The organism is Leucobacter sp. BZR 635 (genome assembly GCF_048061935.2).
Classification (GTDB): domain Bacteria; phylum Actinomycetota; class Actinomycetes; order Actinomycetales; family Microbacteriaceae; genus Leucobacter.
In genome coordinates this window covers 14,265-41,264 of sequence record NZ_JBLUNZ020000004.1, presented here as the reverse complement: position 1 = coordinate 41,264, position 27,000 = coordinate 14,265, and the positions used below count along the sequence as shown (strand labels likewise).

At 65.5% G+C, this 27,000-nt stretch carries 25 protein-coding genes, 1 tRNA gene, 1 other RNA gene and 1 riboswitch; of the genes, 8 read left to right on the top strand and 19 right to left on the bottom strand.

The annotated features are described in order from the left end of the window. Positions 1-57: 57 nt before the first annotated feature. Entirely contained in the window at positions 58-297 is a 240-nt protein-coding gene (locus tag ACI1US_RS00415) for a hypothetical protein (RefSeq protein ID WP_416549766.1), read from the bottom strand. Positions 298-468: 171 nt separating this feature from the next. Between ACI1US_RS00415 and ACI1US_RS00410 the strand changes: the two genes are divergently transcribed. The 5 genes from ACI1US_RS00410 to ACI1US_RS00390 all read left to right on the top strand — a co-directional run bounded on the left by ACI1US_RS00410 (position 469) and on the right by ACI1US_RS00390 (position 3,744). After that, on the top strand, positions 469-681 hold the full coding sequence (locus ACI1US_RS00410) for a hypothetical protein (RefSeq protein WP_461637249.1): 213 nt from the start codon (positions 469-471) through the stop codon (positions 679-681). Positions 682-795: 114 nt separating this feature from the next. After that, positions 796-2,106, top strand: a complete 1,311-nt coding sequence (nhaA, locus tag ACI1US_RS00405; protein ID WP_461637248.1) for a Na+/H+ antiporter NhaA — start codon at positions 796-798, stop codon at positions 2,104-2,106. Positions 2,107-2,170: 64 nt separating this feature from the next. Further along, a tRNA-Lys gene (locus ACI1US_RS00400) sits at positions 2,171-2,243 on the top strand. Between the two features lie 233 nt (positions 2,244-2,476). Beyond that, positions 2,477-3,289 (top strand): inositol monophosphatase family protein, encoded by an 813-nt coding sequence (locus tag ACI1US_RS00395; RefSeq protein WP_461637246.1) that lies wholly within the window; start codon positions 2,477-2,479, stop codon positions 3,287-3,289. Between the two features lie 35 nt (positions 3,290-3,324). Next, positions 3,325-3,744, top strand: coding sequence for a DUF3054 domain-containing protein (locus ACI1US_RS00390; RefSeq protein ID WP_461637244.1), 420 nt, complete (start codon positions 3,325-3,327; stop codon positions 3,742-3,744). Between the two features lie 211 nt (positions 3,745-3,955). On the opposite strand, the gene ACI1US_RS00385 is transcribed toward ACI1US_RS00390, so the two are convergent. The 13 genes from ACI1US_RS00385 to yczR form a co-directional block, all read right to left on the bottom strand. Further along, positions 3,956-4,666 carry an MgtC/SapB family protein gene (locus ACI1US_RS00385; protein WP_461637242.1) on the bottom strand — a complete coding sequence of 237 codons (711 nt, stop codon included), beginning with the start codon at positions 4,664-4,666 and terminating at the stop codon, positions 3,956-3,958. 95 nt (positions 4,667-4,761) lie between these two features. Then, positions 4,762-7,452, bottom strand: a complete 2,691-nt coding sequence (gene mgtA / locus ACI1US_RS00380) for a magnesium-translocating P-type ATPase (protein ID WP_461637240.1) — start codon at positions 7,450-7,452, stop codon at positions 4,762-4,764. A 283-nt stretch (positions 7,453-7,735) separates the two neighbouring features. Next, positions 7,736-7,904, bottom strand: a riboswitch (M-box (ykoK) riboswitch). Positions 7,905-8,044: 140 nt separating this feature from the next. Then, complete coding sequence (locus tag ACI1US_RS00375; protein ID WP_461637425.1) at positions 8,045-8,755, bottom strand: choice-of-anchor Q domain-containing protein; 711 nt, start codon at positions 8,753-8,755, stop codon at positions 8,045-8,047. A gap of 156 nt (positions 8,756-8,911) precedes the next feature. Then, the gene (locus ACI1US_RS00370) at positions 8,912-9,943 is read right to left on the bottom strand and encodes an SRPBCC family protein (protein ID WP_461637238.1); all 1,032 of its coding nucleotides are present in this window, start codon (positions 9,941-9,943) and stop codon (positions 8,912-8,914) included. Next, on the bottom strand, positions 9,940-10,185 hold the full coding sequence (locus ACI1US_RS00365; protein WP_461637236.1) for a hypothetical protein: 246 nt from the start codon (positions 10,183-10,185) through the stop codon (positions 9,940-9,942). The genes ACI1US_RS00370 and ACI1US_RS00365 overlap by 4 nt, the downstream gene beginning before the upstream one ends. Positions 10,186-10,516: 331 nt before the next feature. Then, positions 10,517-10,888: a transfer-messenger RNA gene (gene ssrA, locus ACI1US_RS00360) on the bottom strand. 208 nt (positions 10,889-11,096) lie between these two features. Continuing rightward, complete coding sequence (gap, locus tag ACI1US_RS00355) at positions 11,097-12,095, bottom strand: type I glyceraldehyde-3-phosphate dehydrogenase (protein ID WP_416549770.1); 999 nt, start codon at positions 12,093-12,095, stop codon at positions 11,097-11,099. Between the two features lie 333 nt (positions 12,096-12,428). Further along, on the bottom strand, positions 12,429-13,382 hold the full coding sequence (locus ACI1US_RS00350; RefSeq protein ID WP_461637233.1) for a GlxA family transcriptional regulator: 954 nt from the start codon (positions 13,380-13,382) through the stop codon (positions 12,429-12,431). 8 nt (positions 13,383-13,390) lie between these two features. Then, positions 13,391-13,867, bottom strand: a complete 477-nt coding sequence (smpB, locus tag ACI1US_RS00345; protein ID WP_461637232.1) for an SsrA-binding protein SmpB — start codon at positions 13,865-13,867, stop codon at positions 13,391-13,393. Positions 13,868-14,014: 147 nt separating this feature from the next. After that, positions 14,015-14,929 carry a permease-like cell division protein FtsX gene (gene ftsX / locus ACI1US_RS00340; RefSeq protein WP_461637230.1) on the bottom strand — a complete coding sequence of 305 codons (915 nt, stop codon included), beginning with the start codon at positions 14,927-14,929 and terminating at the stop codon, positions 14,015-14,017. Continuing rightward, entirely contained in the window at positions 14,926-16,029 is a 1,104-nt protein-coding gene (gene ftsE / locus ACI1US_RS00335; RefSeq protein WP_461637228.1) for a cell division ATP-binding protein FtsE, read from the bottom strand. The genes ftsX and ftsE overlap by 4 nt, the downstream gene beginning before the upstream one ends. 118 nt (positions 16,030-16,147) lie before the next feature. Further along, positions 16,148-17,251, bottom strand: a complete 1,104-nt coding sequence (gene prfB, locus ACI1US_RS00330) for a peptide chain release factor 2 (protein ID WP_461637226.1) — start codon at positions 17,249-17,251, stop codon at positions 16,148-16,150. Between the two features lie 58 nt (positions 17,252-17,309). Further along, a complete protein-coding gene (gene yczR, locus ACI1US_RS00325; RefSeq protein ID WP_461637224.1) occupies positions 17,310-18,743 on the bottom strand; it encodes a MocR-like transcription factor YczR in 1,434 nt (477 codons plus the stop codon). A 61-nt stretch (positions 18,744-18,804) separates the two neighbouring features. Here yczR and yczE point away from each other — a divergent pair, with 61 nt between their 5' ends. Beyond that, on the top strand, positions 18,805-19,437 hold the full coding sequence (gene yczE, locus ACI1US_RS00320; RefSeq protein WP_416549772.1) for a membrane protein YczE: 633 nt from the start codon (positions 18,805-18,807) through the stop codon (positions 19,435-19,437). Positions 19,438-19,462: 25 nt separating this feature from the next. On the opposite strand, the gene ACI1US_RS00315 is transcribed toward yczE, so the two are convergent. Beyond that, positions 19,463-20,887 carry an APC family permease gene (locus tag ACI1US_RS00315; RefSeq protein ID WP_416549773.1) on the bottom strand — a complete coding sequence of 475 codons (1,425 nt, stop codon included), beginning with the start codon at positions 20,885-20,887 and terminating at the stop codon, positions 19,463-19,465. 407 nt (positions 20,888-21,294) lie between these two features. Between ACI1US_RS00315 and ACI1US_RS00310 the strand changes: the two genes are divergently transcribed. After that, positions 21,295-21,762, top strand: a complete 468-nt coding sequence (locus tag ACI1US_RS00310) for an Lrp/AsnC family transcriptional regulator (RefSeq protein WP_416549774.1) — start codon at positions 21,295-21,297, stop codon at positions 21,760-21,762. A 2-nt stretch (positions 21,763-21,764) separates the two neighbouring features. Further along, entirely contained in the window at positions 21,765-23,159 is a 1,395-nt protein-coding gene (locus ACI1US_RS00305; RefSeq protein WP_416549775.1) for an aspartate aminotransferase family protein, read from the top strand. 274 nt (positions 23,160-23,433) lie between these two features. Here the strand turns inward: ACI1US_RS00305 and ACI1US_RS00300 are convergent, their stop codons facing one another. The 4 genes from ACI1US_RS00300 to ACI1US_RS00285 all read right to left on the bottom strand — a co-directional run bounded on the left by ACI1US_RS00300 (position 23,434) and on the right by ACI1US_RS00285 (position 26,877). Beyond that, entirely contained in the window at positions 23,434-24,441 is a 1,008-nt protein-coding gene (locus tag ACI1US_RS00300) for a hypothetical protein (RefSeq protein WP_461637221.1), read from the bottom strand. 320 nt (positions 24,442-24,761) lie between these two features. Beyond that, positions 24,762-25,436, bottom strand: a complete 675-nt coding sequence (locus ACI1US_RS00295; RefSeq protein WP_461637219.1) for a DUF4166 domain-containing protein — start codon at positions 25,434-25,436, stop codon at positions 24,762-24,764. After that, positions 25,433-26,143 carry a DUF4166 domain-containing protein gene (locus ACI1US_RS00290; protein WP_461637217.1) on the bottom strand — a complete coding sequence of 237 codons (711 nt, stop codon included), beginning with the start codon at positions 26,141-26,143 and terminating at the stop codon, positions 25,433-25,435. The genes ACI1US_RS00295 and ACI1US_RS00290 overlap by 4 nt, the downstream gene beginning before the upstream one ends. Beyond that, complete coding sequence (locus ACI1US_RS00285) at positions 26,140-26,877, bottom strand: SRPBCC family protein (protein ID WP_461637215.1); 738 nt, start codon at positions 26,875-26,877, stop codon at positions 26,140-26,142. The genes ACI1US_RS00290 and ACI1US_RS00285 overlap by 4 nt, the downstream gene beginning before the upstream one ends. Between the last annotated feature and the right edge of the window lie 123 nt (positions 26,878-27,000).

Sequence of the window (27,000 nt, the reverse complement as noted above, 5' to 3'; positions counted from 1 at the left end):
GCAACGGGCGCCCGAGTCAGAGACCCGAGCGCCCGTTGGAGGCATTCCTGTGTGCGACTACTTCCCGAGCTTGGGGAGCACCGCGAACGGCAGAACGAACCCGATAGTGGACAGCACGAGGCCACCAGCGAAGATCGCCAGCTCCTTGCTCAGTCCGAGCGCCGGGTTGAACCCGTAGGTTGCCAGCACGATGCCGCCCATTGCGAGCACGAAGGAGAAGATGAACACGACCGCAGTCACAACGCTCACCGAGCCCTGCGAGCTCTCCTCGAACAGTTCTTCGCCCTGCTTTGCCATGTCTCTAACTTCCTCCGTGGTTCAAGAGTGTGAGCGCTTCCACGCGCAGTACCCCCAGCGTAGCCTAGACCGGCTCGTAGCGCCCACCCGGGAGGAGGTACCGGTTAGGCTGGAGGTCGAGCGCCAACACGGCGCTCGCCCGTTTCGGTGCGATTGGCTCGGAGGTGCCCCATGGCTCGACAACGATTTGAGGTCGGAAAGTACCTCACGAACATCGGCGTGCTGGGTGCTGCGGCAGGCGTGGTCTCCACAGCACGTCGCACGAGCACGATGCCGCGCGACTGGCGTCGCTTCATCGTGTGGGGCGTCTGGATCGCCGGCCTCATCCTCGCGATTTCGAGCGTCGCAATGCAGGATCGCGACGAGGCGTTCGAAGAGCTCTAAACGCTGAAGAAGCTCTTGCCCGGGAATGCCGGGTGCGATAGCTTGCTTCAGTTAGGTGTGTCGGGAAGTCTGGTCGACGACTTCCTTTGACCACCCCTCACCGAGGAGCTTCCAATGACGGGCCCCACCCACACTTCACCGATCCCGCACGCGCCAGACGCGAAGAGCCAGCGGCCGCAGCGGCGGCGCCTGTTCTCCTACTACAGCAAGCGCGAAATCGCCCGGGTCAACCGGCTGCTGCGCCGTGAGTTCTTCGGCGGCCTCATCATCATGGTCGCCGCCCTCATCGGCTTCGTCGCGGCGAACTCCCCCATCGCGGACTGGTTCCTTGAGCTGCGCAACTTCGAGTTCGGACCCGAGGCGCTCGGCCTGCACATGAGCGTGGGCCACTGGGCCTCCGACGGCCTACTCGCGATCTTCTTCTTCATGGTCGGCCTCGAACTCAAGCGAGAGTTCGTGGAGGGCGACCTCAGATCCCCCCGCACCGCAATCGTGCCCGTGGCCGCCGCTGTCGGCGGAGTCCTCTTCCCCGCGGGCATCTACCTCGCGGTGAACGCGGGCACGACCACGATGCACGGCTGGGCGATCCCGACCGCGACCGATATCGCGTTCGCAGTCGCCGTCCTCGGGCTCATCGCGCCCGGCATCAACCCTGCCCTGCGCATGTTCCTCCTCACCCTCGCCGTCGTCGACGACTTCATCGCGATCGCCATCATCGCGGTGTTCTACACCGACGGGGTGAACCTCATGCCGCTGCTCATCGCGGTACTGCCCGCGCTCGTATTCGCGGCGCTCGTGCGCTGGCGCGGCGAGTGGTTCGCGCAGTCGAAGTGGGGCGCGTGGCTGATCCTCCTCCCCCTCGGCATCATCACGTGGGCGCTGTTCTACAACTCGGGGATCCACGCGACCATCGCCGGCGTCGTGCTCGCCTTCCTCGTGCCTGTCCGCGGCAAGAATGGTGGCGAGGTCGCCGAGACCCTGAACTCGCGCTTCCAGCCACTCTCGGCCTACATCGCGGTCCCAGTGTTCGCGCTCTTCGCAGCGGGCGTGCCCCTCGGCGGCGCATCACGCTTCCCGTTCGACACCGTCGCGATCGGCATCCTGCTCGGCCTCGTCATCGGCAAGCCGCTCGGCATCACGCTCACCACCTGGCTCCTCACGCGCTTCACCCGCGCAACGCTCGGCGCAAATGTGCGCTGGAGCGAGATCATTGGCGTGGGTGCACTCGCGGGCGTCGGCTTCACGGTCGCGATGCTCGTGTCCGAGCTGAGCTTCACCGACCCGAGCGATGTCGACACCGCCCGGCTCTCCGTCATGGTCGCGTCGCTGCTCGCCGTGGTCGTCGCCGCGGCCATCCTGATGCCGGGCGCCCGCCGCCGGCGCAAGGGCCTCGAGACGGCGCAACACGCCCGCGATACCGAATAATCCTGCCCTGATTTGGTGCGTGATTTTGCCCGTGGTAATGTAGTTCCGTTGCCGAGCGCAACATGCGCCTTTAGCTCAGTTGGTAGAGCAGCTGACTCTTAATCAGCGGGTCCACGGTTCGAGCCCGTGAGGGCGCACAGATTGGCCCGAGATCATCACGATCTCGGGCCTTTTTGCTTTCTCGCGTGAGCGCGTCCGGGTCGCGGCGGCCACTGCCTTGCGATCTCACCGCGCAGCCACCGCGGTGCTTCGAGGCCGCGCCCACAGCCGCCAACTCCCCCTCTGCTAACCTGATTTTGGTATTCGGCAGCCGGCGCTTCGCGCGGGCCCGCGCCACCAGCCCTGTTCGTCGAACTCTCACGGAGCAACAATGTCTGAGCAGCCCGCAGCCCCCGCGATCCCCTCCGCTGATCTCGCGTTCGCGCTTGAGCTCGCAGATCTCGCAGATTCCATTTCGTTCCCCCGCTTCCGCTCCGCGGACTTGCGGATCGACACGAAGCCCGACCGAACCTTCGTCACCGACGCCGACCAGGCCGTCGAAAACGCGCTTCGGCAGCGCATCGAAGAGCAGCGCCCCGAAGACAGCTTCTTTGGCGAGGAATCTGGGCGCGCAGACCGAGGATCGCGCCGCTGGATCCTCGACCCGATCGACGGCACATCGAACTTTCTCCGCGGCGTTCCGAACTGGGCAACGCTGATCGCCCTCGAAATCGACGGCGTGCAGACCGTCGGCGTCGTGTCGGCCCCCGCGTTCGGCGCGCGCTGGTGGGCTGAACTCGGCGGCGGCGCATGGGGACAAGACGCGGGGGAAGCCCCGCGCAAACTCGAGGTATCGGGTGTGAGCGAGCTCGAGCACGCCTCCTTGAGCTTCCAGTCGATCAACCAGTGGCGGGGTGCGGGCTACCTCGACTCGCTGCTCGCGCTCGAAGAGCAGGTCTGGCGCGACCGAGCCTACGGCGACATGTGGTCATACATGCTGCTCGCCGAGGGGCTCGTCGATATCGTCGCCGAGTTCGATGTGAAGGCCTATGACCTCGCGGCACTCGTGCCGATCGTCACCGAGGCCGGCGGACGCTTCACCGATATCGACGGCAACGAAAGCGCGTGGAACGGCAGCGCGCTCGCAACGAACGGCGCGCTGCACGACGCAGTAGTCGCGGCCGTCGCCGCTCCCCGCAGCTAGCTCCCCCTCGAGACATGAATAGAGTCGACCACACTGTGAGTTCACGATCCCCTGAGCAGCAAGCCCCCGCGCAGCACACCTCCGCCGGGATCGCCATCGGCGCGCTGCTGCTTGACGCCGCCTTCGTCATCACCTTTGCGGCGCTCGGCCGCGGCAGCCACGACCGCGAGGCGACGCTTGCCGGACTCTTTGAGACTGCCTGGCCGTTCCTTGCGGGCCTCGCGATTGCGTGGCTGGTGACGCTCGCGTGGCGGCGACCCCTCGCGGTCTTGCGAACTGGCATCCCGCTCTGGATCGGATCCGCCGGCCTCGGCCTCCTCTTCCGCGCGCTTGTCGGCCAGGGCACCGCTCTCCCCTTCGTGATCGTCGCGACGCTCACGCTCTGTGCGATGCTCGTGGGCTGGCGGCTCATCGCCGCGCTCATGCGCTTCTTGAGCGCCCGCCGCGCCCGCTAAACAGCTGCGCCGGGGCTTGCACGCATCCGCACAGCGCTGGGCTGGGCTGGGCTGAGCTGGGCCGGGCCGGGCCGGGCCGGGCTCAGCCTGCACCCAGATTCCCGCTGCCCACGCACCCGCAAGCCCCCGTTTAATCCATTCCGACCCGTTTTCGGCCTTCGCAGGAGTCGGTCTGGATTAATAGGGGCGGGGAGGATTCAGTGGGTGCCCGCTAGTCCTCGCCGCGGAGCTCCTGCGCCGTCCAGCGCACACTGGTCACCTCGGGTACAGGGATCACGTCGGCGATCGCCGCTTCGAGCGCTGCATCGTTCCGCTCGAGCGACACGACGGTGGCGGTGAACTCGACGATCCCCTCCGAGACGTCGTTTGCCTCGAGCGAGTGCACGGTGAACTCCGGGTTCTGCAGCGCCGTCACCACCTGGGCGCGAACGGCAACCTCTGCCGCCGCAGACGAGCGGACGACGAACTCATACTCGGTCGCGACGGGCTCGCGCGATGCCGCCCCGCCTGCCCTGTCAAGCAGCCGCCCGAGCGGCCGCAGCAGGATATTCGAGAGCACCACCGCTACCGTGCCCCCGACCGCGACAAGCAGCATGCCGCCGCCCGCGAGCGCGCCGACCGCGGCCGATGCCCACAGCGTCGCCGCCGTGTTGAGGCCGGAGATCGAGGCACCCTGCTTCATGATGACGCCTGCGCCGAGGAAGCCGATGCCGGAGACGATCTGGGCGGCTACGCGCGTGGGGTCGGCCCCTGACTCGGTAAAGCTAAACGCCCCCATAATGACAAACAGCGCCGCGCCGAGGCTCACGAGCGCGTTCGTGCGCACCCCGGCGGTGCGGGAGCGCAGTTGCCGCTCGAAGCCGATCGCGGCCCCGAGCGCGAGACCCGCAAAAATGCGGAGAGCAAGATCGAGAAAATCCATGGTCAATTACCTTTCACACACAATAAGATTTCGGCGTACGCAAGCGGCGGGCGCGAGTGAGACCTCGCACCCGCCGCTGGGCGGAAGCCGTAGAACTAGATCCAGCTCCCGACGCGCCGCACGTAGGCGCGCTTCGCAAGTTGCACGACCACGCAGTAGGTCGCAAGGGTGCCGATGAGCCACGGGAAGTAGCTCCAGGGCAGCGCCACAAGCCCGACAGCGGCACCGAAGCCGGTAAACGGGAGGATGAGCCCAAACAGGCACACGAGCGAGGTCGCGATGATGAGCGGCGCGCTTGCCCGCGACTGGATGAAGGGGATCTTGCGCGTGCGCAACAGGTGCACGATGAGCGTCTGGGAGATGATCGACTCGACGAACCAGCCCGATTGAAACAGCGCGGCCTGATCTGTCGAGTTCGCCGCAAACACGAACCACATGAGCGCAAACGTGGTGATGTCAAAGATCGACGAGAGCGGTCCGATGCGCAGCATGAACTGCGCGAGGGTCTTCGACTCCCACTTTCGCGGCGACCGAATCTGCTCGTTGTCGACCCTGTCCCACGGGAGCGTGAGCATCGAAAGATCGTAGGAGAGGTTCTGGATCAGCACGACGATCGGGATCATCGGCAGGAACGGCAGCAGCGCGCTTGCGACGAGCACCGAGAATACGTTGCCGAAGTTCGACGACGCGGTCATCTTGATGTATTTCATCGTGTTCACGAACGTGCGGCGTCCCTCCATCACTCCGTTCTCGAGCACCGTGAGGTCTTTGTCGAGCAGGATGATGTCTGCGGATTCCTTCGCGATGTCGACCGCCGTGTCTACGGAGATGCCGACGTCGGCGGTGCGCAGCGCTGGCGCGTCGTTGATGCCGTCGCCGAGGTACCCCACCGTGCGACCGCCCTCGCGCATCGCCTCGATGATCCTGGCCTTCTGCGCTGGGTTGGCCTTCGCGAACACCTGGGTGCGCTCGGCCAGTTCGGCAAGTTCCTTCAGCGACAGCGCGTCGGTGTCCTCTCCGAGCACGATGTTCGTGGCGTCGATCCCGACTTCGCGGCACACAGTCGCGGTGACGAGCGGGTTGTCCCCCGTGATGACCTTCACGTCGATGCCGTGCGACGCGAGTGAGCGAAGCGCGGGCTTCGCTGAGGCCTTCGGTGGGTCGAGGAAGGTGAGGATCCCCACCATCGTCATCTGCACCTCGTCTTCGACCGCGTACTCGATATCCCTGCTGCGGGGACCGGCAACTGGAACGTCACGGATCGCGAGCCCGAGCGCGCGCATGCCGAGCGCGTTGTGCTCGGCGACGACCGCCTCGATCTCGGCGCGCCGCGCCGCGGTGAGGCGGCGCTGCTCGAGGCCGACCATCTCCCATTCGGAGATCCGGAGGATTTCCTCTGCCGCCCCCTTTGTGACGATGACATGCAGGTGCTCGTCTTCAGCAACGACCACGGACATCCGCCGCCTGGCGAAGTCGAATGGCATTTCGTCGATGAGCTCGAAGCGGCTCACCGCGCGGTCGAGGTCGTCGCCGGCGGAGGTGAGCACAGCCTCGTCAAGCAGGTTGCGCAGGCCGGTCTGGAAGTGCGCGTTCACGGTCGCCCAGCCGAGCGTGCGGTCGCTCGAGTGCCCCGCGGTATCGAGGTGGCGTTCGAGTACGATCCGGTCCTCGGTGAGCGTCCCTGTCTTGTCGGTCGCGAGTACGTCCATGCCGCCGAGATCCTGGATCGCAGCCAGCCGCTTCACGATGACGCAGGAGCGCGACATCATCTGCGCGCCCTTCGCGAGGTTCGCGGTGACGATGAGGGGCAGCATCTCCGGGGTGAGACCGACCGCGGTCACCACCGCAAACATGAAGGCGCTCCCCCAGTCCTTGGTGATGCCGTTGATGATGAACACCGCGGGCACGACGACCGCCATGAACCTGATGAGTGTCCAGGTGACCTTTTGAATCCCCGTGTCGAACGCGGTGAGAGGCCGGGCACCCTGGATCGACGCCGCGAGATTCCCGAAGGCGGTGCGGTCGCCGGTCTGTAACACGAGCGCGGTCCCGGATCCTGAAACCACCGAGGTTCCCATGAAGCCGAGGTTCTCTGCCTCGAGCGGATCCTTCGTTACCGCGAGCGGAATCACCCGCTTCTCGACGGGCATCGCCTCGCCCGTGAGCATCGCCTGGTTCACCTGCAGGTCCGTGCTGCGGATGAGCCTCACGTCCGCGGGCAGCATGTCCCCCGCCGCAAGCTCGACGATGTCGCCCGGCACGATCTCCTCGTTGGGGCGCTCCCCGGTCACGGGCACCCCATCGATCTGGCGAGTGATGGCGGAGGTCGTGCGCACGAGCGCCGCGAGCCGATCGGCCGCGCGGCTCGACCTGAACTCCTGCCAGAACCGCATGACGGAGCTCACGAGTACCATCGTGCCGATCGTGATGACGCCGATCCAGTCCGCCCCCTCTTCGGGGTCGGCGAGCAGCACGTCGGTGACGAACATGATCGCGACGAGTCCGATGAGGATGAGAATGAACGGGTTGCGGAGCGTGCGCAGGTACTGCACGATCGGGGCCGGTGGTCGCTGGTGGCGCACGAGGTTCGGGCCCCAGCGGTCGAGTCGCGCCCGCGCTTCGGGCGGGGTGAGCCCATAGCGGCTGGCGTCGACAAGGTCGAGAGCCGCCTCGGGGGTCGCCGCTGTGGCCCGTTCGAGCAGCTGCGTGTCAGCGGCTGGCAGCCGGCCGCTCGGCTTACGCTTCGGTGTGGTGGTCTCTGTGGGGGTGGAGGTGGCCGAGTTCATGGCAAGCAGCCCTTCGGGTACGGGTATGCGCCGTGTCAGCGCGCAGCGGACCGCGCGGGCGTCATCAAGCGGAGAGGATCTCGAGGTGTTCTCGGTTGGCCGCGCAACGCTCTTGGCTCTTAGCTCTTAGCTCTTAGCTCAGGCGTGAGCTTCAGCTCTGACCGGCTGCTGCTCGCGCACGGAGGCCGCGCGGGGTGAATGATCGACTGTCTTCGTCCACGGCGTCACCTCCTCGGTTCGGCAGCGCCCGCCAGGACGAGCAGGCCGGAACCATGAGGTTCTCGCCACACCTCCACGTCAGAGCTTTGGCACTGTGTGACGTATCCGCTTGCCGGAATCCGCTTGGGGCCGACCCTTAAGCCGGGAGGGCCTGTCCTCAGCCTGGGCGTCTCTCGACGTCGTGGGATGAGCGGACTGTGTTCACGCAGGAGCCTCGCCGAACGAAGCGCTACTCTCTCAATTATAGATACCATTGCGCAATTGCGCAAGCTTTGCCTTCGCGCCCCCGCGACCGACGATGCGTGTACCCCCGCACGGCACCCTCATCGTCAGGGAACACAGTGCGGGGGCCAGCGACTTGCCGTCGCGACGCCTAGCGACGGGCGGCGATCCACTGCCTGGTGAGGAGGGCCGCGCCGAGCAGCACCGTCAGCAGCGTACCGCCGATCAGCCAACCGTTCAGTTCGCCGCCGGTCACCGACAGGTCGTTGTCGCCAGCGGGTGCCGTCGGCGTGGGATCTGGATCTGGATCCGGATCGGGTCCCGGCGCCTGCTCGCCCTTGTCAACGATCGTGACCGTTACCGTTTGTGGTTCGCCGAGCTCTGCGCCCTCCGACGGCACCGAGAGCGTCACCGTAAAGATGCGGTCCCCCTGCTTGCCAGCACGAGCAACGGTCGGGAACGCGAGTGTTGTCTGCTGGGCTGCGGCATCCGCGGCGGCCGGAAACTCGACTGTGCCGCTCTGCAGCGAGTAGTCGGTCTCGAACACCGCGGTCCCGTCGACCGCGGTGAGCGTCACTGAGGCCGCGCCCACCGCCTGGCCGGTACGCAGAGCGGTGATGATCGCATCTTCGGCCTCGGTCACCGTAATGTTCTTGTCGAGCGTCACGACGTCATTCTCAACGGGCGCTTCCACCTCGACCGCGCCGATGTCAGCCCTCGGCCCCTGCGGGCGGCTCACGCCGCGCTGATCCAGCGCTTCGTACACGGTGACCGTGTCGATCGCGTCGATGAGCTTCGACCCGTCACCCGGCAGCATCGTTTTCGTCGGCCCACCGTTGGCGGCGAGCGCGCCGAGATTGATCTCAGCAGCACAGGAAAAGCCCAGGGTATTCCTAGGCGCTTTCCCTGAATCCTAGTGCCGGCAGATTCGCTGAACAAGCGACGACGATACGAGCTTCGGCCCCGCCGCGCCTCCTCCGCCCCTCGCCACCACCCGGCGTGAGTCGACCCCACGCACTCAGGCCTCAGCCCCCGAGCGCAGTGCCCGACTGATCCCCGAACCGACCCGCGTTGCCTGCAGCCATACGGCGAAACTCGTTGCTGGCTTCAGCAAGAAACGCTGCACCCTCCGCACCGGCGTGACTCGCCTACGCTGCGCAGCTGGCACCCATTCGAAGGTCACGCGAAGTTGCGTGCCGCCTGCAGCCGGCTCGAGCGATATGGTGATCCGCCGCGCGTTCAAGGTGGGTTCCGCCGGGAAGGTGAGCTGCCAGGAGATCAGCCCAGGCTCGTCGAACGCCAGGAGTTCGATGCGGAGCCGTCGCCGAGCGGAGGGCTGCTTGTTCGGCTTTCCGTTAGGGAAGTGGGTCACCACCTCGGCTCCCCACGCATCACCAGACTGGAGGGCCCTCTCCCCCAGCTCATCGGGTAGGTGCACAACGCCGATGAGTTCGTCCCACTCGGGCATTCGCGCTGGATCGGCGAGCAGCGCCCACACCGACTCGATCGGGGCGGGCACAAACGAGCTGAGCGAGCGGCTGTAGGGCCCCCTCGCGGGCCTCGGAGCTTCCCCGAAGGAGGGGATTCGCTCCGCGGCAGCGAGCCGCGCAAGCAGCTCACCCGAGGTCACGCCGAGACGCTCGAGCACCGCTTCGATGAGGCCGCTCGGCTCTTCGAGAAGCGCACGAAGCACCGCCGAGGCATCGCCCGAGAGGCCGTTCTTGCTCGCCCGCTTCCATACGTCTTGCGCGCGATCCGTCCACTCGTACCCACCGGTCTCGTGAAACACGATGGGCCCGGGCTGCGGGGGCTCGTGATCCACTCCGAGCGCACGCAGTTGCTCAGCGTGCTGCTCGGCAACCGCCTCCCGTGTCACCTCAAGCGTGACGCCCGCCCCGCGCAGCACCTTCCCGGCGTCTTGCTCAGTCATCGTGAGCGCGAGCAGCAGGTGTTCGAGGTCGGCGTCACGCAGCCCTGTTCTTGAGGCCTCTTCCATTCCGGCGAGCGAGAGCGAGTACATCGTTGCCGCCGATGCGGTGAATTTACTCATGCGCGGCTCCTCGCGTTCAGGAGACGCTGATCGACGCGCTTGGCGTACTTCTTGTGCACGGCCTGTCGACTCACGCCGAGCGCGTCGGCGATTGCCTGCCAGTTCATTCCGGCAGCGAGCGCCGCCTCAACCTGTCGGAGTTCGAGCGAGTCGGCGAGCGCACGAAGCGAAACGACGGCGCGCAGGCCCGCACGCGGGTCGCTTACGTCGGTCGCCCGTTCGGAGAGTGTTGCAAGGTTCATACTGTCAACCTACGTTGCACTCAGTGCCCCTGTCAACCCAGGTTGCTAAAGTTCTCGCTAGAGGCCAGCACGCGAGCCCCGCGCTGGGGTGAACTTCGGCGGCCCGGCCCCGAGCAGGGCGACGATCCCCCACCCAGAATTGCGCTCAGAAGACATGTCCTCAGCGAAGTCAGGATCTCTCGACCGCAAAAAGTCCATGACCTCGCTGAGGACATACCTCCTCAGCGCTCGCGATCGGCCAGGGCAGGGCAGGGCAGGGCCGCCCCGCAACGCAAGAAGGCCGCCCAAACGGGCGGCCTTCTGGTGAAAACTCAGTGAGTGATGCTGATGTCCGTGGAGCCGCGGGGAATTGAACCCCGGTCCACTTCGACGATTCCATGCCTTCTACGAGCGTAGTTCGTTAAAACGTTCTACTCGGCCCCATTCTTTGCTACGAACATCTAGGATGACAGGCCCAGTCCCAGTAAAAGTCCCGATGTGCCCTGACACGCAACACACCAGCAAGCCTCCTAAATGACGCCAGGAAACCGGGGCGGAGGCACACCCGGCCTGACGGACTCGGTCTCGTGCTTAGGCAGCGAGAGCGAAGTCGGTGCGCTTTGAAGTGGCACCTATGGTTTGCGAAGGGCGTTTACGAGATAACTCCGCGTCCTCGGCCCGCTTCTCACAGTCTCAAATCGACGTGTCGAAACCGATCGGCCCCGTCTGTGCGGATCGCCAGGCGACCCGCGGACATTCGCATCACACACTATTGAGTTCTCAAGGTTCCCGGACCAGCCGGGCCCTCCAGGTTACCACGGCTTGCAGCGTGGTCACCAGGAGGGCCCGTCCGCCAGCGGCGAAGTCACAAACCGGCGAAGTCACGAAACGGCGACGCAGCAAAGCGGCAAAGCCTCGCGCCCGCCAGCCGGCTACTTGGTCAGGAAGACGAGCGTCTCGGCGACGCGGTTCGAGAAGCCCCACTCGTTGTCGTACCAGGCTGAGATCTTCACGAGCTTGCCGTCGACGCGAGCGAGCTCTGAGTCGAAGATCGAGGAGTGCGGGTCGGCGACGATGTCGCTCGACACGAGCGGATCCTCCGAGTATGCAAGCACGCCCTTCAGCGGGCCCTCGGCTGCGGCCTGGTAGGCGGCGAGCAGTTCCTCGCGGGTGATCTCGCGCGACACGATCGCAGTGAGCTCGACGATCGAACCAACGGGCACGGGCACGCGCAGTGCGTCGCCCTGCAGCTTGCCGTCGAGTTCTGGGAGCACGAGGCCGATCGCCTTTGCGGCACCGGTGGATGACGGCACAATGTTGATCGCTGCGGCGCGGGCGCGGCGCGGGTCACTGTGCGGGCCATCGACGAGGCTCTGGTCGCCCGTGTAGGCGTGCGCCGTCATCATGAAGCCCTGTTCGATACCGGCGAGATCGTTGAGGACCTTCGCTGCGGGGGCGAGGGCGTTCGTGGTGCACGAGGCGCTCGAAATGATGCGGTGGTTCTCGGGGTCGTAGGCCTCGGTGTTCACGCCGAAGGCGAGTGTCACGTCCGCTCCCTTCGAGGGGGCGCTGACGAGGACGCGCTTTGCGCCGGCTTCGAGGTGCTTGGCAGCATCCTTCGCCGCGGTGAAGCGACCGGTTGATTCCACGACAACGTCGATGCCGAGCTCGCCCCAGGGCAGCTGCGCGGGCTCGCGTTCGGCGAGGATCTTGATCTTGCGATCGCCGACGACGAGGTGGCCGTCTACGAAGCTCATGCGCTCTTTCGCGCGGCCATACACGGAGTCGAAGTTGAACAGCTGCGCGAGCGCGTTACCGTCGCCCAGATCGTTCACTGCGACGAGTTCGAGATCGCTTCCCTGTTCGAGGATCGCGCGGAGTACGCCGCGGCCGATCCTGCCAAAACCATTGATTGCGATACGAGAGGTCATTTATCCATCTTTCTCGGACTTCTAGGGGTACTCCATCCATTCTCATGGCGAAGACACACGCCCTCAAGTGGCATTAATGCCTACTCGCGAAAGGATTAGGCCACCACGCCCGAGCGGCTATTCGCCCTGCGTATTTGAAGGTGCGGCGGCATAGGCGATGAGTCGTAACGAGTGCGGCATCCCCCATTCGCTACCCGGCTCGAGTTGCTCACAAGCCACGACCTCAGCGAAGTCATGAGCAATTTACCGCAAAAACACCATGACCTCGCTGAGGTCATGGCTGTTGAGCGATCCTCACCGCCGAGGTCTACACCTTCAGTTGGGAAGAGCCAGCTATTCGCCCTGCGTAAAGGTGCGCCGATACTCGCTCGGAGTCGTGCCCAGGACACGCCGGAAGAACTGCCGCAGGTTCGCCCCCGAGCCCAGCCCGACGGTCAGCGCGATCTCGTCGATCCCGAAATCGGTGTTCTCAAGCAGCTCTCGCGCGAGATCGATGCGCGCCCGCATCACCCACTGCATCGGGGTATATCCGGTCTCCTCGCGGAACCTGCGCGAGAAGGTCCGCGGCGAGACGTTTGCGTGCCGCGAGAGCGTCTCGATCGTGAGCTGCTCATCGAGGTGGGTGAGCGCCCACTCGCGGGTCGTCGAGAACCGTTCCCCAATCGTCGGCGGCACGCTGCGGCGCACAAACTGGGCCTGCCCGCCGCTCCGGTAGGGTGCAGCGACGAGCCGCCTGGCCGCATGGTTTGCGGTCGCCATACCGAGGTCGCCACGGAGAATATGCAGGCAGAGGTCAATACCGGAAGCCGCGCCCGCGGAGGTGAGCACCGATCCCTCGTCCACGAACAGCACGCTCTCGTTCACCTGAATCTGCGGGAAGCGCTCGGCGAAGATCCGCGAGTAGTGCCAGTGGGTCGTCGCGCGTCTGCCATCGAGCAGTCCCGTCGCCGCGAGCGCGAACGCCCCGGTCGAGATCGCCGCGATCCGAGCGCCGCGCTCGTGCGCCGCAATCAGCGCCGCGACGAGGGCCGCAGGCGGCTCTTCGCGGTCAGGGTACCGGTAACCGGGGATGAAGATGAGCTCAGCGTCTTCGAGCGCCTCGAGGCCGTGCTCGACAGTGTACGAGAGCCCGTCTCCCCCGGTGACGAGGCCGGGAACGACGCCGCAGACCCGCACCTCGTAGGGCATGCTCGGCCGGGTGGTGAACACCTGCGCCGGAATTCCAACATCGAGCGGCTTCGCACCGTCAAGGATGACAACGGCGACCTGCCGCAGACGATCCGCCATAGGTGCGCCTATTCGCCCGTGAGGTTGCGCTGCCGCATGGCGCGCTCCGCCTCACGCTTGTCCTGGTGCTCGCGCAAGGTCTGCCGCTTGTCGTATTCTTTCTTGCCCTTGGCAAGCGCGATCTCGACCTTCGCCCTGCCGTCGAGGAAGTAGAGCCGGAGCGGCACGATCGTCATGCCGCCCTCGCGAGTCTTGTCGTGCAGCTTGTCGATCTGCTTGCGGTGCAGCAGCAGTTTGCGCTTGCGCCGGGGCGAGTGGTTCGTCCACGAACCGTTGAGATATTCGGGAATGTACGCGGCGTCAAGCCAGGCCTCGCCGCGCTCGATGAAGACGTATCCGTCAACGAGTGAGGCGCGCCCCATACGCAGCGACTTCACTTCGCTGCCCGTGAGCACCAGCCCGGCTTCGAACGTGTCGAAGATGAGGTAATCGTGGCGCGCCTTCTTGTTCGAAGCGATGAGCTTCTCACCGGTTTCCTTGGGCATGGTCACTTCCTCTCGCAGTCTGGCGCGGGTGCGCGCAATGATCCAGCCTAGCGGAGCGGCGCCCCGACGGGCGAACCACTCCGCGCCGGATCCACGCGCCGTTGCCGTGCGGGCACCCGTTCGACACGGGTGCCCGGCACAGCTGAGCTAGACGCGCAGGTACCTCGTGATCGCGATCTTCGCGGCAATCGCGGAGAGGATCACGCCGAGCGCGATCAATATCGGCGGCACAATCAGCGACTGCTCGACAGTGATGTAGCTCGTGAACGGCACTTCTCGTACGAGGAAGCCCTGCACAAAGAACTTCACAATCGCTACGGACGCCGCCCCCGCGAGCACCGCCCCAATGAGCGCCGCAATGATCCCCTCGAGAATAAAGGGTGTCTGAATAAATCTGTTCGACGCACCTACGAGTCGCATGATGCCGATCTCTCGTCGGCGCGAGAACGCGGAGAGGCGGATCGTCGTCGAAATCAGCAGCATGGCCGCGATGAGCATGAGGCCGGCGATTCCGATTGCGGTGTAGCTCGCGACGCCGAGGAACAGGAAGATCCGGTCGAGCAGGCTCTGCTGGTCCTTCACGCTCTGCACGCCGGGGATTCCGGTAAAGGTCTCCATGATGATCTGCGACTTCGATGCGTCCTTCAGCTTCACCCAGAATGTCTGGTTGAGCTGCTCGGCGCTCGTCACATCGAGGATCGGGTTGCCCTCGAACTGCTGCGTGAACTCTTCGTAGGCCTGGTCGTGGTCAAGGAAGAAGTAGTCGTCGACATAGGGCGCAAGAATCTCGTCGTTCAACGCCGCCTCGATCGCGGCGATCTGTTCCTCGCCCGCGTCGGTTCCGTCACAGGTGGCGCTGTTGTCGTAGGAGGTACAGAGGTAAACCGCGACCTGGGCGCGGTCGTACCAGAACGACTTCATCTGCTGCACCTGTTGCTGCATGAGAATCGCGGCACCCACGAAGGTGAGGGAGACGAAGGTCACGAGGACCACGGAGATCACAACGGAGAGGTTGCGGCGCAGGCCGCTCCACACCTCGCCAAATACGAGTCTGAATCTCATCGGGTGGGCCCCACATTCCCCTGGTCGTCGTCACTCAGACCGAGCCGTTCGGCGAATCCGCCGGACTGCGCCACCTGGATGGTGCTCTCAATGTCGGCTTCGGCCTCGGACTCGATTTCGGGTTCGAGGAAGGCGGGGATGCGTTTGCCCGGCACCGCCTCGTCCTCGGGTGGCGGAATGTTCGGGTCGCTCGCCTCCTCGAGGTGGGTAGCCAGTGGGTCTTCAATGACCTCCGGGGTCGGGTCGGCAGCGGCCGAAGGGAGCGGCTCGATGAGCGCCGCTGCTGCCGCCGCTGTGGCCGCGTCCTGCTGCTTGATGCGCTCCACGTCGGGAGCGAGCGCGGCGCGCACCACTTCTTCGGAGGTGCGCAGCACGCGGGCACCGGTGTCGGTGAGTTCTGCGATCGGGATCGAGGCTGTGTGCCCGTAGCCGCCCTCGACGTCGTCACGCACGACGACGCCCTGCGACAGCTCGACGACGCGCTGCTGCATGATGTCGACGAACGTCGCCTCGTGCGTCGCCATGACCACGGTGGTGCCCGAGGCGTTGATCGCCTTGAGCAGCTGCATGATGCCGAGGCTGGTTGCTGGGTCGAGGTTGCCGGTCGGCTCGTCTGCGAGCAGAATGGCTGGCTTGTTCACGATTGCGCGCGCGATTGCGACGCGCTGCTGCTCGCCGCCCGAGAGCTCGTGCGGGAAGCGCTTGGCCTTGCCAGTGAGTCCGACCATTTCGAGCGTGTCGGGCACGGCTTCCTGAATGAAGCCACGCGACTTGCCGATCACCTGCAGGGTGAAGGCAACGTTGTCGAACACGGTCTTGTTCGCGAGCAGGCGGAAGTCTTGGAAGACATTGCCGAGACCGCGCCGGAAATACGGCACTTTCCGCGAGGAAATCTTGCTGAGGTCTTGGCCGGCGACGTGGATCTGGCCGGAGGTCGGGCGATCCTCGCGCAGGATAAGCCGCAGGCAGCTCGACTTGCCTGAACCGGAGGCACCCACAATGAAGACGAACTCGCCGCGATCGATTTTCAGGTCGATCCCGTCGAGCGCGGGCTTTTGCGTGCCGCGGTACTTCTTGGTGACGTTTTCAAAGAGGATCATAACGCCACAGAGACTACGCGTCCTTTGGTGAATACGGGCTGAGGCGCGCGCGAGTCTCGGGCATTCTCGGCAACCTTTGTGGCAACCGAGGAGTCTCACCGGAGGGGCTTAGCGTGACCTATTTGTTGAGTGAGCGCCAGCGAATTCCAGCGGCAATGAAGCCGTCGAGGTCGCCATCGAACACCGCGTCGGGCTGGGTCGATTCGAAGCCCGTGCGCAGATCCTTCACGAGCTGCTGGCCGTAGAGGAAGTAGGAGCGAATCTGGTCGCCCCAACTCGCGGTGATGTTGCCCGCGAGTTCCTTCTTCTTCGCCGCTTCCTGCTCTTTCTGAAGCACGAGCAGGCGGGTCTGCAGCAGGCGCATCGCGGCCGCACGGTTCTGGATCTGGCTCTTCTCATTCTGCATCGAAATCACGATGCCGGTGGGAAGGTGCGTAATGCGCACGGCAGAGTCGGTGGTGTTCACCGACTGGCCGCCGGGGCCGCTCGAGCGATAGACGTCGACGCGGATGTCGTTTTCGGGGATCTCGACCTCGGTCGCCGCCGCGAGCAGCGGGATCACCTCGACAGCTGCGAAGCTCGTCTGCCGCTTATCGGCGGAACCGAATGGGCTGATGCGGGCGAGCCGGTGCGTGCCCGCCTCGACCGAGAGGGTGCCGAACGCGTAGGGCGCATCGACCTCGAAGGTCGCAGACTTGATGCCAGCCCCCTCGGCGTACGAGGTGTCAAGCACCTTCGTCGGGTACTCGTGGTCCTCTGCCCAGCGCAGGTACATGCGCAGCAGCATCTCGGCGAAGTCAGTGGCGTCGTCGCCGCCCGCGCCCGAGCGGATCGTGATGACCGCCGACTCCGAGTCGTACTCCCCCGAGAGCAGCGTCTGCACCTCGAGGTCTTGCACGTACGCCTCGATTGAGGCGAGCTCAGCGTCGGCCTCGGCCTGCGTATCGGCATCGCCGGCTTCCTCGGCGAGCTCGCCGAGGACCTCGACATCGTCGATGCGTGTCTCAACGCTGCGTACCTTGCGCACGCGCGCCTGGCGGTGCGACAGCCCGCTCGTGACCTTCTGCGCCGCCTCCGGGTCATCCCAGAGATCCGGCGCTGCAGCCTGCTCCTCGAGCTCCGCGATTTCGCGGTCGAGCTTCGGGAGGTCGGTGACCTCCGCGATATCGGCGTAGGTGGCGCGGAGCGAGCGGATCCGGGCGGAGAAGTCCTGTTCGAGCATGATGGCTTAACTTTACCTGCCCGAACGCCCTCGCGCGCACTCCTCCGACGCCCGGCGGTCAGATGACGGTTTGCGCCGCAAGCACCGAGCGGTCAGCCCCGGTGTCGGCGTCCCAGCCCGCCCTGAGGCGCAGCACGCTCTCGCGCAGGTCCTCGGCCGGGGCCGAGAACGGGAAACGAATAAAGCGTTCGAAGACTCCGGGGCTCCCGAACCGCGGCCCCGGAGCGATCCGCACCCCGTGCCGCGCGCCCGCACGCGCGAGCCTCGTCGAGTGGTGCCCGCCGAGATCCACCCACGTGCTCACCCCGCCCCGCACCCGGGGCATCGTCCACTCCGGGAAGTGCGCGGCGACCTGCTCCGCGAGGGCACGGTACTGCGCCTGGTGCTCGATTGCGCGGGCCGCAAGAATTTCGTCGTACTGTTCGAGCGCGAGTAGCGCGAGCACCTGCTCCCAGGTTCCCGTGCCGAGATCGCCAATGCGCCGTGACACCTCGAGGCGCGCGATGAGCTCTGGGGCCGCGCGGATCCATCCGATGCGCAGCCCACCCCACACCGTTTTTCCGAGCGAACCGACAGTGATAATCGCGTCCTGCTGATGCGCGTGCTCGGCTGCCGCCGCGAACGGCCGGACGAGCCCCGCCCGCCCGAGCGTGAGCTCCGCCGTCGTCTCGTCGGCGAGCACGTATGCGCCCTGGGCCGTGAGCGTGGTGATGAGCTCGGCGCGGAGCTCCTCGGGCATGCTCTGCCCCGTGGGATTGTGATGGTCTGGAATGAGGTACGCAAGGTGGGGCGAGGTGCGCCGAGCAATATCAAGAATGCTCGCGCTGTCATAGCCGTCGGAGGCCACGGGCAATTCCGCCACGAGCGCACCCGTCGCGACGAGCGCTTCTCGCGCGTTCGGGTAGCTCGGTGACTCGATGAGGCTGCGGTCGCCGCGACGCAGCAGAGTGCGCGCGACGAGATAGTTTGCGTGCTGCGCGCCGAGCGTCACCATGATCTGCTCGGGTGCCGTCGGCAGCCCGCGGGCGCTGTACCGATCTGCGATTGCCTGCCGCAGGTCGCGCCGGCCGATGGTGTCGTAGCCAAGCAGCTGGAACGCCTCCGGGTGCTCGGCGAAGGCCCGGGCGCTGAGCGCCGCGAGGCCCTGCCAGGGCGCTGGGCAGGCGGTCGTGAGGTCGATCTCGCCGTCTCCGCCGGCTTCGGTTTCGGCAGCGATCCCCCGCGGCGCTCGGATGACGGTGCCGGAGCCCTGGCGCGAATGAGCGATGCCGCGTTCGCGCAACCGCTGATAACTCGCGCTCACGGTCGTGCGGCTCACGCCGAGGGTGTCCGAGAGCGGCCGTTCGGCGGGGAGGGCGGTGCCTGCGGGGACCGTGCCATCGCGCACGAGGAGCGCGATCGACTCGCTGAGCTCGAGGTAGCTGTGCCCCGCGCCCCGCCAGTCTCCGAGGAGCTGGACGAGCCGTCGTGCCGTGAGCCGTTGCGCAATCATAAAGCCACTCTATGCAGAGTGGCCTCTTGAGCACCAGGCCAAATACGAGTGGACTGATCAGATGCTCTCTCGACTCGCGCGTCTCATCCCCGGCCTGCTGCTCTACGGGATCGCCGACGCGTTCATGATTCGCGCAGCCGTCGGCGTCGATTCATGGACGGTGTTCGCGCAGGGGGTCGCGCAGCACACCCCGCTGAGCATCGGGCTGCTCACCAACGTCATTGGGGCCGCGGTGCTGTTGCTCTGGATCCCCCTCCGACAGCGACCCGGCCTCGGCACGGTACTCAATATCCTGCTCGTCGGCCCCGGCATCGACCTCGGGCTCTGGCTGCTCCCCGCGCCCGAAGCGCTCTGGCTGCGCATCGTGTTCTTCACCACGGGCATGCTGCTGCTCGCGGTCGCGAGCGGCATCTATATTGGCGCGCACTTAGGGCCCGGCCCGCGTGACGGGCTGATGACCGGAATCCACAAGCGATTCGGCACCCCGATCTGGATCGGGCGCACCGCCGTCGAACTCACCGTGCTCGCATTCGGCTGGCTGCTCGGCGGAAACGTCGGGCTTGGCACCGTCGCCTTCGCGCTGCTCATCGGGCCGCTGTGCGGAATTACGCTGCCGCTGTTTGACCCGGTCGCGCGGCGGGCCGCCCGCGAAACACGAGAGCGGGAAGTGGCCGAAGCCACTCCCCGCCCGTAGTTCGCGCTGGAGACGTTCGTCGCGCCTAGTCGGCGTCGAGGCCCTCGGGAACCTTGTTGTACCCGGTGACGGGCTGGATCTCGTCGAACGCCGAGACTTTCTTCTTGAAGCCCTTGGTGAGGAACACGAGGTAGACGAAGCCGAGCGCTGCCCACGCGCCGCCACCGATGAGTGCGCCGAGGCTGAGGTTCGCCCAGAGCACGCCGGTGAGGATCATGCCGATGCCGGGCATCACGATGAAGTTGAAGATGTCCTTCGGCGTCTTGCGGCGACCCTGCTTGATCGCGAACCAGGCAATCACCGACACGTTTACGGCGGTGAACGCGATGAGCGCGCCGAAGTTGATGAAGGCCGAGATGATCTCGAGCGTGAAGGCCATCGCGAGCAGGCTCACGACGCCTGTGAGCACAATGTTGAAGGTGGGCGTGTGCGTCTTCGCGTTGATGTGTCCGAAGAACTTCTTCGGGAGCACGTTGTTGCGGCCCATCACGAGCAGCATGCGCGACACCGAAGCGTGCGAGGCGAGGCCCGACGCGAGCGTCGCGGCGAAGCCAGCCGCGGTGAGCACGGCCTGGAGCACGGGGCCGCCAACGAACTGGCCGATGAGCGGCAGCGTCGAGTCCTCAACGAACTGCATGTCGCCGTCCGGTGCAAAGACCTCCCAGTTCTGGAAGCGGAGCTGGGTGAAGTAGCCGGCTACGAGGAAGATCGCGCCACCGAGAACGACGGTGAGGAGGATCGCGCGCGGAACAATCTTCGGGCTCTTCGCCTCCTCGACGTACATCGTCACCGCGTCGAAGCCGATGAACGAGAAGCAGACGATTGTGGCACCGGTGAGCACTGCGCTCATCTGCACGCCCTCATGGAAGAAGGGCTGCGTCGAGGCGATCGAGCCTGCGCCCTCGCCATCACGGAGCTGCGCCCAGACCATCACGACAAATACGACCATGACGACGATCGAGAACACAAGCAGCACCATGTTGAGGTTCGAGGTACCGCGCATCGTGAAGTAGATGACTCCGGTGACGAGGATGCAGTACAGCACCACCCAGATCCAGCCGGGAGTGCCGGGGAAGACAGCCTCGAGGTAGCTGCGAATAATCAGGCAGTTCACCATCGGCAGCAGCATGTAGTCGATGAGCGAGGTCCAGCCGACCATGAAGCCGGCGTTCGGGTGGATCGACTCGCGCACGTAGGTGTATGCGGATCCTGCGCTCGGAATCGCGCCGCTCATCTTGCCGTAGCTCACCGCAGTAAACATCATCACGATGAGGGCAACGAGGTACGCGAGTGGCACCACGTTGTTCGTGTCGCGGGCGACGAGGCCGAAGGTGTCAAAGACGACGGTGGGGGTCATGTACCCGAGTCCGAGACCGACGATGGCCCAGAGCCCCAGGTTGCGCTTGAGCGATCCGCCGCGCTTGGCGGCGGGCGTAAACGTCTTTGTCATGTGCTCTCCTTTAATACGCAGGAGTCGCACAGACCTTTTCGCTCCGGTGCGACAACTGTTTCCCAAGCCAGGAAAAGGGAAGGCCCTCCCCCTGGTAGTTCAAGGAACTATTCCATACCTTCAAGCAAAGACCAAGAAAAACCACCGCGTTTCGAAACTTCGTTCACCTAACAGACATTCAAAACGGAAAATGCTGCGGATTCGTAGGCCATTTCGCTAAATCACAACGAATTCCACACCGGCGCGCCAGGACCCGGCTCGGGCGCGATCCTGCGCGGGATCCCGCGCGCAATCCCGAACCCAAAACGGGCGCTTCCGCCGAGTACGGCGGGCATATACGCAGAAAAGAAGCACCCAAACAACGGAATCCTTTGCTATTTCCGGTTCGAACTGCCAGAATCAGAAGCGTGAGCAGTAAACCAAGCATCCCTGCCCTCGACTCAACGTCGAAGGCGATCATCGAGCAACTTCAGCTCGACGGTCGCCGCTCGTACGCGGAGATCGGGAAGGCGGTCGGACTCAGCGAGGCCGCCGTCAGGCAACGGGTGCAAAAGCTCACGGATGCCGGGGTCATGCAGATTGTTGCCGTGACCGACCCGATGCGACTCGGTTTCCACCGACAAGCAATGCTCGGCATTCGCGTATCCGGCGATACCCGGGTTGTCGCCGACCGCCTCGCTGAACTGCCCGAAGTGAGCTACGTCGTTTTGAGCGCTGGCTCCTTCGACATCCTCGCCGAGGTTGTCTGTGAGGACGACGACGGGCTCATCGAGCTCCTGAACGAAAAGATCAGGGACATCGATGGCGTCTCAACCACTGAGACGTTCGTCTACCTCCAACTCAACAAACAAAAATACGACTGGGGAACAAGATAACCATGTCTTTCGATCCGACTGCTGCGGTCGACACTGCCGCGCTGCAGGCTTCGGCCAAGCGCCACATGTGGCCGCACTTCACCAACCGCAAGGTGCTCAACGACGGCATTCCCGTCATCACGCGCGCCGAGGGCCACCACATCTACGACGCCGCTGGCAAGGAATACATCGATGGCCTCGCAGGCCTCTTCGTTGTGAACGCCGGCCACGGCCGTCAGCGCATCGTCGACGCAGCTGCCAAGCAGATGAAGCAGCTCGACTTCATGCCGCTCTGGTCGTACGCTCACCCCGCAGCCATTGAGCTCTCGGAGCGTCTCTCGTCGTACGCACCCGGCGAAATGAACAAGGTCTTCTTCACCACCGGCGGTGGCGAAGCTGTTGAGTCAGCCTTCAAGCTGGCGAAGCACTTCTGGAAGATCAAGGGCAAGCCGATGAAGCACAAGGTCATCTCGCGCTCGGTCGCCTACCACGGCACCCCGCAGGGAGCTCTTGCGATCACCGGTATCCCCGACATGAAGAAGTTCTACGAGCCGCTGACCCCCGGTGGTCACCGCGTGCCGAACACGAACTTCTACCGTGCCGAGGAGATGGGCGCTCCGGCCAACGACATCGAGGCGTTCGGCCAGTGGGCAGCGAACCGCATCGAAGAGGCTATCCTCTTCGAAGGCGAAGACACCGTTGCAGCAGTCTTCCTTGAGCCCGTACAGAACTCGGGTGGCTGCTTCCCGCCTCCCCCCGGCTACTTCAAGCGCGTTCGCGAGATCTGCGACCAGTACGACGTGCTCCTCGTCTCCGATGAGGTCATCTGTGCGTACGGCCGCGTCGGCGACTTCTTCGCTTCGAAGGCACTCGGCTACGAGCCCGACATCATCACCTCGGCGAAGGGCATCACCTCGGGCTACGTCCCCCTCGGCGCCATGATCGTCTCGGACAAGGTGTCGGAGCCCTTCAACTCGGAAGAGAACACCTTCTACCACGGCTTCACCTTCGCTGGTCACCCGGCGGCAGCTGCTGCGGCTCTCGAGAACCTCGACATCTTCGAGGAAGAGGACCTCAACGGCCGCGTGCGCGAGAACAGCCCGCTGTTCCGTGCCGAGCTCGAGAAGCTGCTCGACATCGACATCGTCGGTGACGTGCGTGGCGAGGGCTACTTCTTCGGAATCGAGCTTGTCAAGGACAAGGCGACCAAGGAGACCTTCAACGAGGCAGAGTCGAACCGTCTGCTGCGCGACTACCTGTCGCCCGCGCTGTGGGACGCAGGCCTGTACTGCCGCGCCGACGACCGTGGAGACCCCGTCATCCAGCTCGCTCCGCCGCTGACCATTGGTCCGGCTGAGTTCGCTGAGATCGGCGGAATCCTCCGCAGCGTTCTGAAGGACGCTTCGTCGAAGATCTAATGATCTGACACGCTCAGCCCTGTGGCCCCCTCGCTTCGGCGAGGGGGCCACAGGCGTTTCTGGGGTGCGCTGCGGGGGTGCGCGCGGCGCTTGCGGCCCTGGAATCCTGCGCCCTGCGCCCCTGCGCCCCTGCCGCGTCCGCTCCTCCCCGATTAATCTGTTCTGACTGCAATTCGGCCCGCAAAAGGCTCACCAAGGAAAAATCGGGGCAGTTGGGACGGGCTGAGAGACGGATACGCAGCCACGCAGGCAGCGCCACCGCCAGCGCGGGCTGTCAGCCGAGCCGGACGTGGATTCCGAAGCCAGCCAATCGCCGGCCCAGATCCCGCGCACTTCGCAGATGCCCCGCGTCCCAGCGCACGACGCGCTTCCCAGTGATACCGCGCACCTCATCCTCGCGCTGCTTCTCGGCGAGAACGACCTCCGCCGCGCTCAGCCCATTTCGAAGCGCAGGGTCCAGATACTTCACTGCCCCATCCACCTCTCCAAACGCCTGCTGCCCCAGCAGCTCGAAGTCCATCCAGTACCTCAGCCGCTCCCCCGCAAACACCGGCACCTGCACCTCGTGCGGCACCCCGAGCCGCGCGAGATGCAACCGACTGACGCTTTCAAGCACTGACCCGGCTCGCCCGTCTGCAAGTCCGAGCAGCACTCGGGCAGTCCGCACACCGGGCCGCCAGCTTCCCTTGAATGAGCCAAGCGTGTCGGCCTGCCACTGCTCAAACTCGGCGACCTCCCGGCCGCGATCCATCTGAAACAGCGAACGCACGGCGGCATCGAGCGCCCCAATCGCGAGCTCGGCCTTGGCGGAGTGCGCCAAATCGAGCACCGTTCGCTCGAGACTCGTGAATCGCACGCCCGCGATCTCGACGAGCTCGTCATCGGCCAGTGTTTCGACGTGCCGCACCACGGGACGGGTGGACCTCCCTGCCGAATCCGGATTGACACTCAGGTGCACGCGCAGGCTGTCGAGCCCGAAGAGCGGCAGACCCCAGAGCGCAGCCGCTGACTCTCGGGCGAAGATCCAGCCGCGGCCGCGCCTGAGCTTGGCGTGCGCGAGTGTCACCGCGAGAAGGCGCTGATCGGGGAAGAGTTTCAACCATTCCAGGTGATCGATGTAGGCGCCCCGCGCCAGCCTCGTGAGGCGTTTGGAGAGCACTCTCGTTGCGAGCTCGCCGTCGCTGAGTTCTCCGAGGCCGACGACCTCGCGACGAAGCAGGATCGCCGCGCTCGCTCTCCGGATACGTTGTTCAATGGTTGCTGGGCTGAAGTCGATTGTCATGTCAGCAGCGTGGTGTGACTTGGGGCTCGGCGCAACGGTGGTGAGCGCTGTTGTGGAGGATGCCGGCGTGCTTCCTAGGTTTGCGCCTTTGGGGAGCACACTCGCCTATCCCAAACGCCCCCAGTTATTTATCCTGAGCCTTGTTCGGGCCGTGCAAGGGTCGGATGAGAAAAATGGGGGGGTGAAGACGACGTAAGCCGGTCCGTCGCCGCGAGCGCCTCCGGATGGGCGGGGCGCCGTTGAAGGGGCGGGGCGCCGCTGGAGGGGCGGGCGCACTTGGGGGCGTCCACGACGGGGCCTGCCAGGATGAGACTGCGCTCTCAAGCCTCCGCAGGCCGGTGCCGGAAGGATCCGCGGTACTCAAGCACCGTGCCGAGCAAGGGGCTGCGCACCCGCGCCTCAACGATGTTGCGCTGCGCCGCATCGTCATACCCGTCGACGACGTCCGCCTTTACGGACAACAGCGCGGGCAGCCGGAGACGCACGCGACCGAACCGCAGCCACGCACGCTCCGAGACGAGTCGCAGGTGCCCGGCAGCGGTCACCGAGCAGCGCAGCTCGAGTTCAACCCGGCGCGCACTCCCCAGCCTGTTTCGCAGGGTGCCCGGGGTCTCGCCCGGAAGCAACACGTCGACGAAGCGTTGATCCCCCGCACCGAAATGAAAAATGCGCTCCGCCTGCAGCCCCAGCCCCGCGCCGGCCTCCCAAGCGACGGAGTTGACCACGCGAAACGGCACCTGCCGCTCGAAAGCGGTCACGAAGAGGTGAGGCCCGACGAACGGCCGCGCCAACAGGTTCAGCCACCGCAAACGGCTCCCTGCCACTTCAAACTCACCGAGTACTTCGACGGCCCCTCCAACAAGACCCGATCCCGCGGCGTATCGCCGCACCTCGGGGTGCAGCCGCGATGCTTCGGCCCCGAGTGCCCCGAGAAACACCGATCCTCCGGGCACGGGCGCACCGGGCACGGGCGCGCTTCCTGATGCCTCGCTCACTCTCGCCGCTCCTCACGGTACGGCTTCAACGCCCCCGCGACGGCTCCCGCAGCCTCACCTGCGGCGGGGAACGAACAGGTGAACTCCCCGCGATAGCCGAAGAGCACCCCAAACCGGGAGTGCCGCACTTCGAGGTCGATCACGTAGCTCTGCTTCGCGTCGTCGAAGTACTCAGTGAGGTACGCGCGGCCGGTGAAGAATGCGGGGAAGCGGAACGCGATCCAGCCCTCGTAGAATCGCTGCTCGCCCGAGACGAGCCGCAAGCCGCCTTCGTCCGTCACCGAGAGATCGAGGTCGACCGCGAGGTGCTGATGGGTGCCGAGATAGTCGACGATTCGCCCCGCTTCCTCGCTGTAGATCATCGTCGCGTCGAAGCGTCGCCGCCTGCCGCGGCCAAGTTCCATGGTGCGAACGAACGTCACCGTTTCCCGCCCGAATCCGTCAACGTAGGGATAGTTGTCGATCTGGAACGGTAACCCCCTGCCGCTCTCAGGGAACATGATGTTGCGGGTCGCGCCCAGCAGCAGAAACGGCCGCACCCACCACGGTCCCTGCCGGATCTCGCGCATCACCCCGCGGCCAACGCAGGCGTATCCGGGGCCCGTTCCGACCCCGAAACGACGCTGCATCTGTGGATGCAGGCGATCGAACTCGCTGCCGAGGGCTCGGGCGAAGATGCTCTCAGTGAGGGGTGCTGTGCTCGTCACGGTCGTTGGTCCTCGGGCGTGCTTGGGGCGGGCAAGGGTGTGCTCGGTGTGGAGAGACTGAGCCTCGCGAGTGAGGCAGGGGCGTCGTCCATAATTGGTGGCTCGCTGCCTGTGCTGCTCTCGCCCACAGACTGCGCGCCCGCCTTTGCACGGCTCGCTGACGGGTGTGATCGGCAGCTCCCCGCCCGCGCGCGTACGCCGCCGAACCAGCCGCGCCACCAGCCGATCCGTTCAGGCTCGACGCCGTCTTCGGCCCAGATCCGCAGGCGATCGAAGCTCCACGCCGTCAGCCACCAGACGAATCTGCGGGTGAGGAGGGGATCTGCGATCCTCCCCAACCATCCCCAGCCGGGAGCGTAGTCGTAGCCGGTGATAAATCGCACGCCATCGCCCTCGGGAATGTAGCGCCAGTACCCGCGGCCGGTGCCGAGTGGCGAGAGTGGATCTTCGGTGGTGAATAACAGCGCCGAGGTGCGGGATCCTCCAGCCGCCCGCTTCTCGCCGAGCGAGACCCCGGTCCCCCGGATCGTGTGCACACCGAGCCCAAGTTCGTAGCGAAACTCCTGCGCCCCGTCTTCCCGGACCGTCGTGGGATGGATTGCGCTGAAGCGCGCGTCCCAGCGGGCGTGCTGCGTGGGATCCTGCGTCAGCTCCCATACCCGGTCGAGCGGGGCGTCGATGAAGATCTCGACATAGAGCGCGCGATCTCGGGTGCGGGGCTTCGCGCTTGCCATGTTCTCAGCGTACCCGGTGCGGGGAGGCGCTTGGTAGCGGGACGTGTGGCCGGCAGACCCTGCGCGGCCGGCCCTGCGCGGCCGGCCCTGCGCGGCCGACCCTGCGCGGTCCCTCGCTTGCCC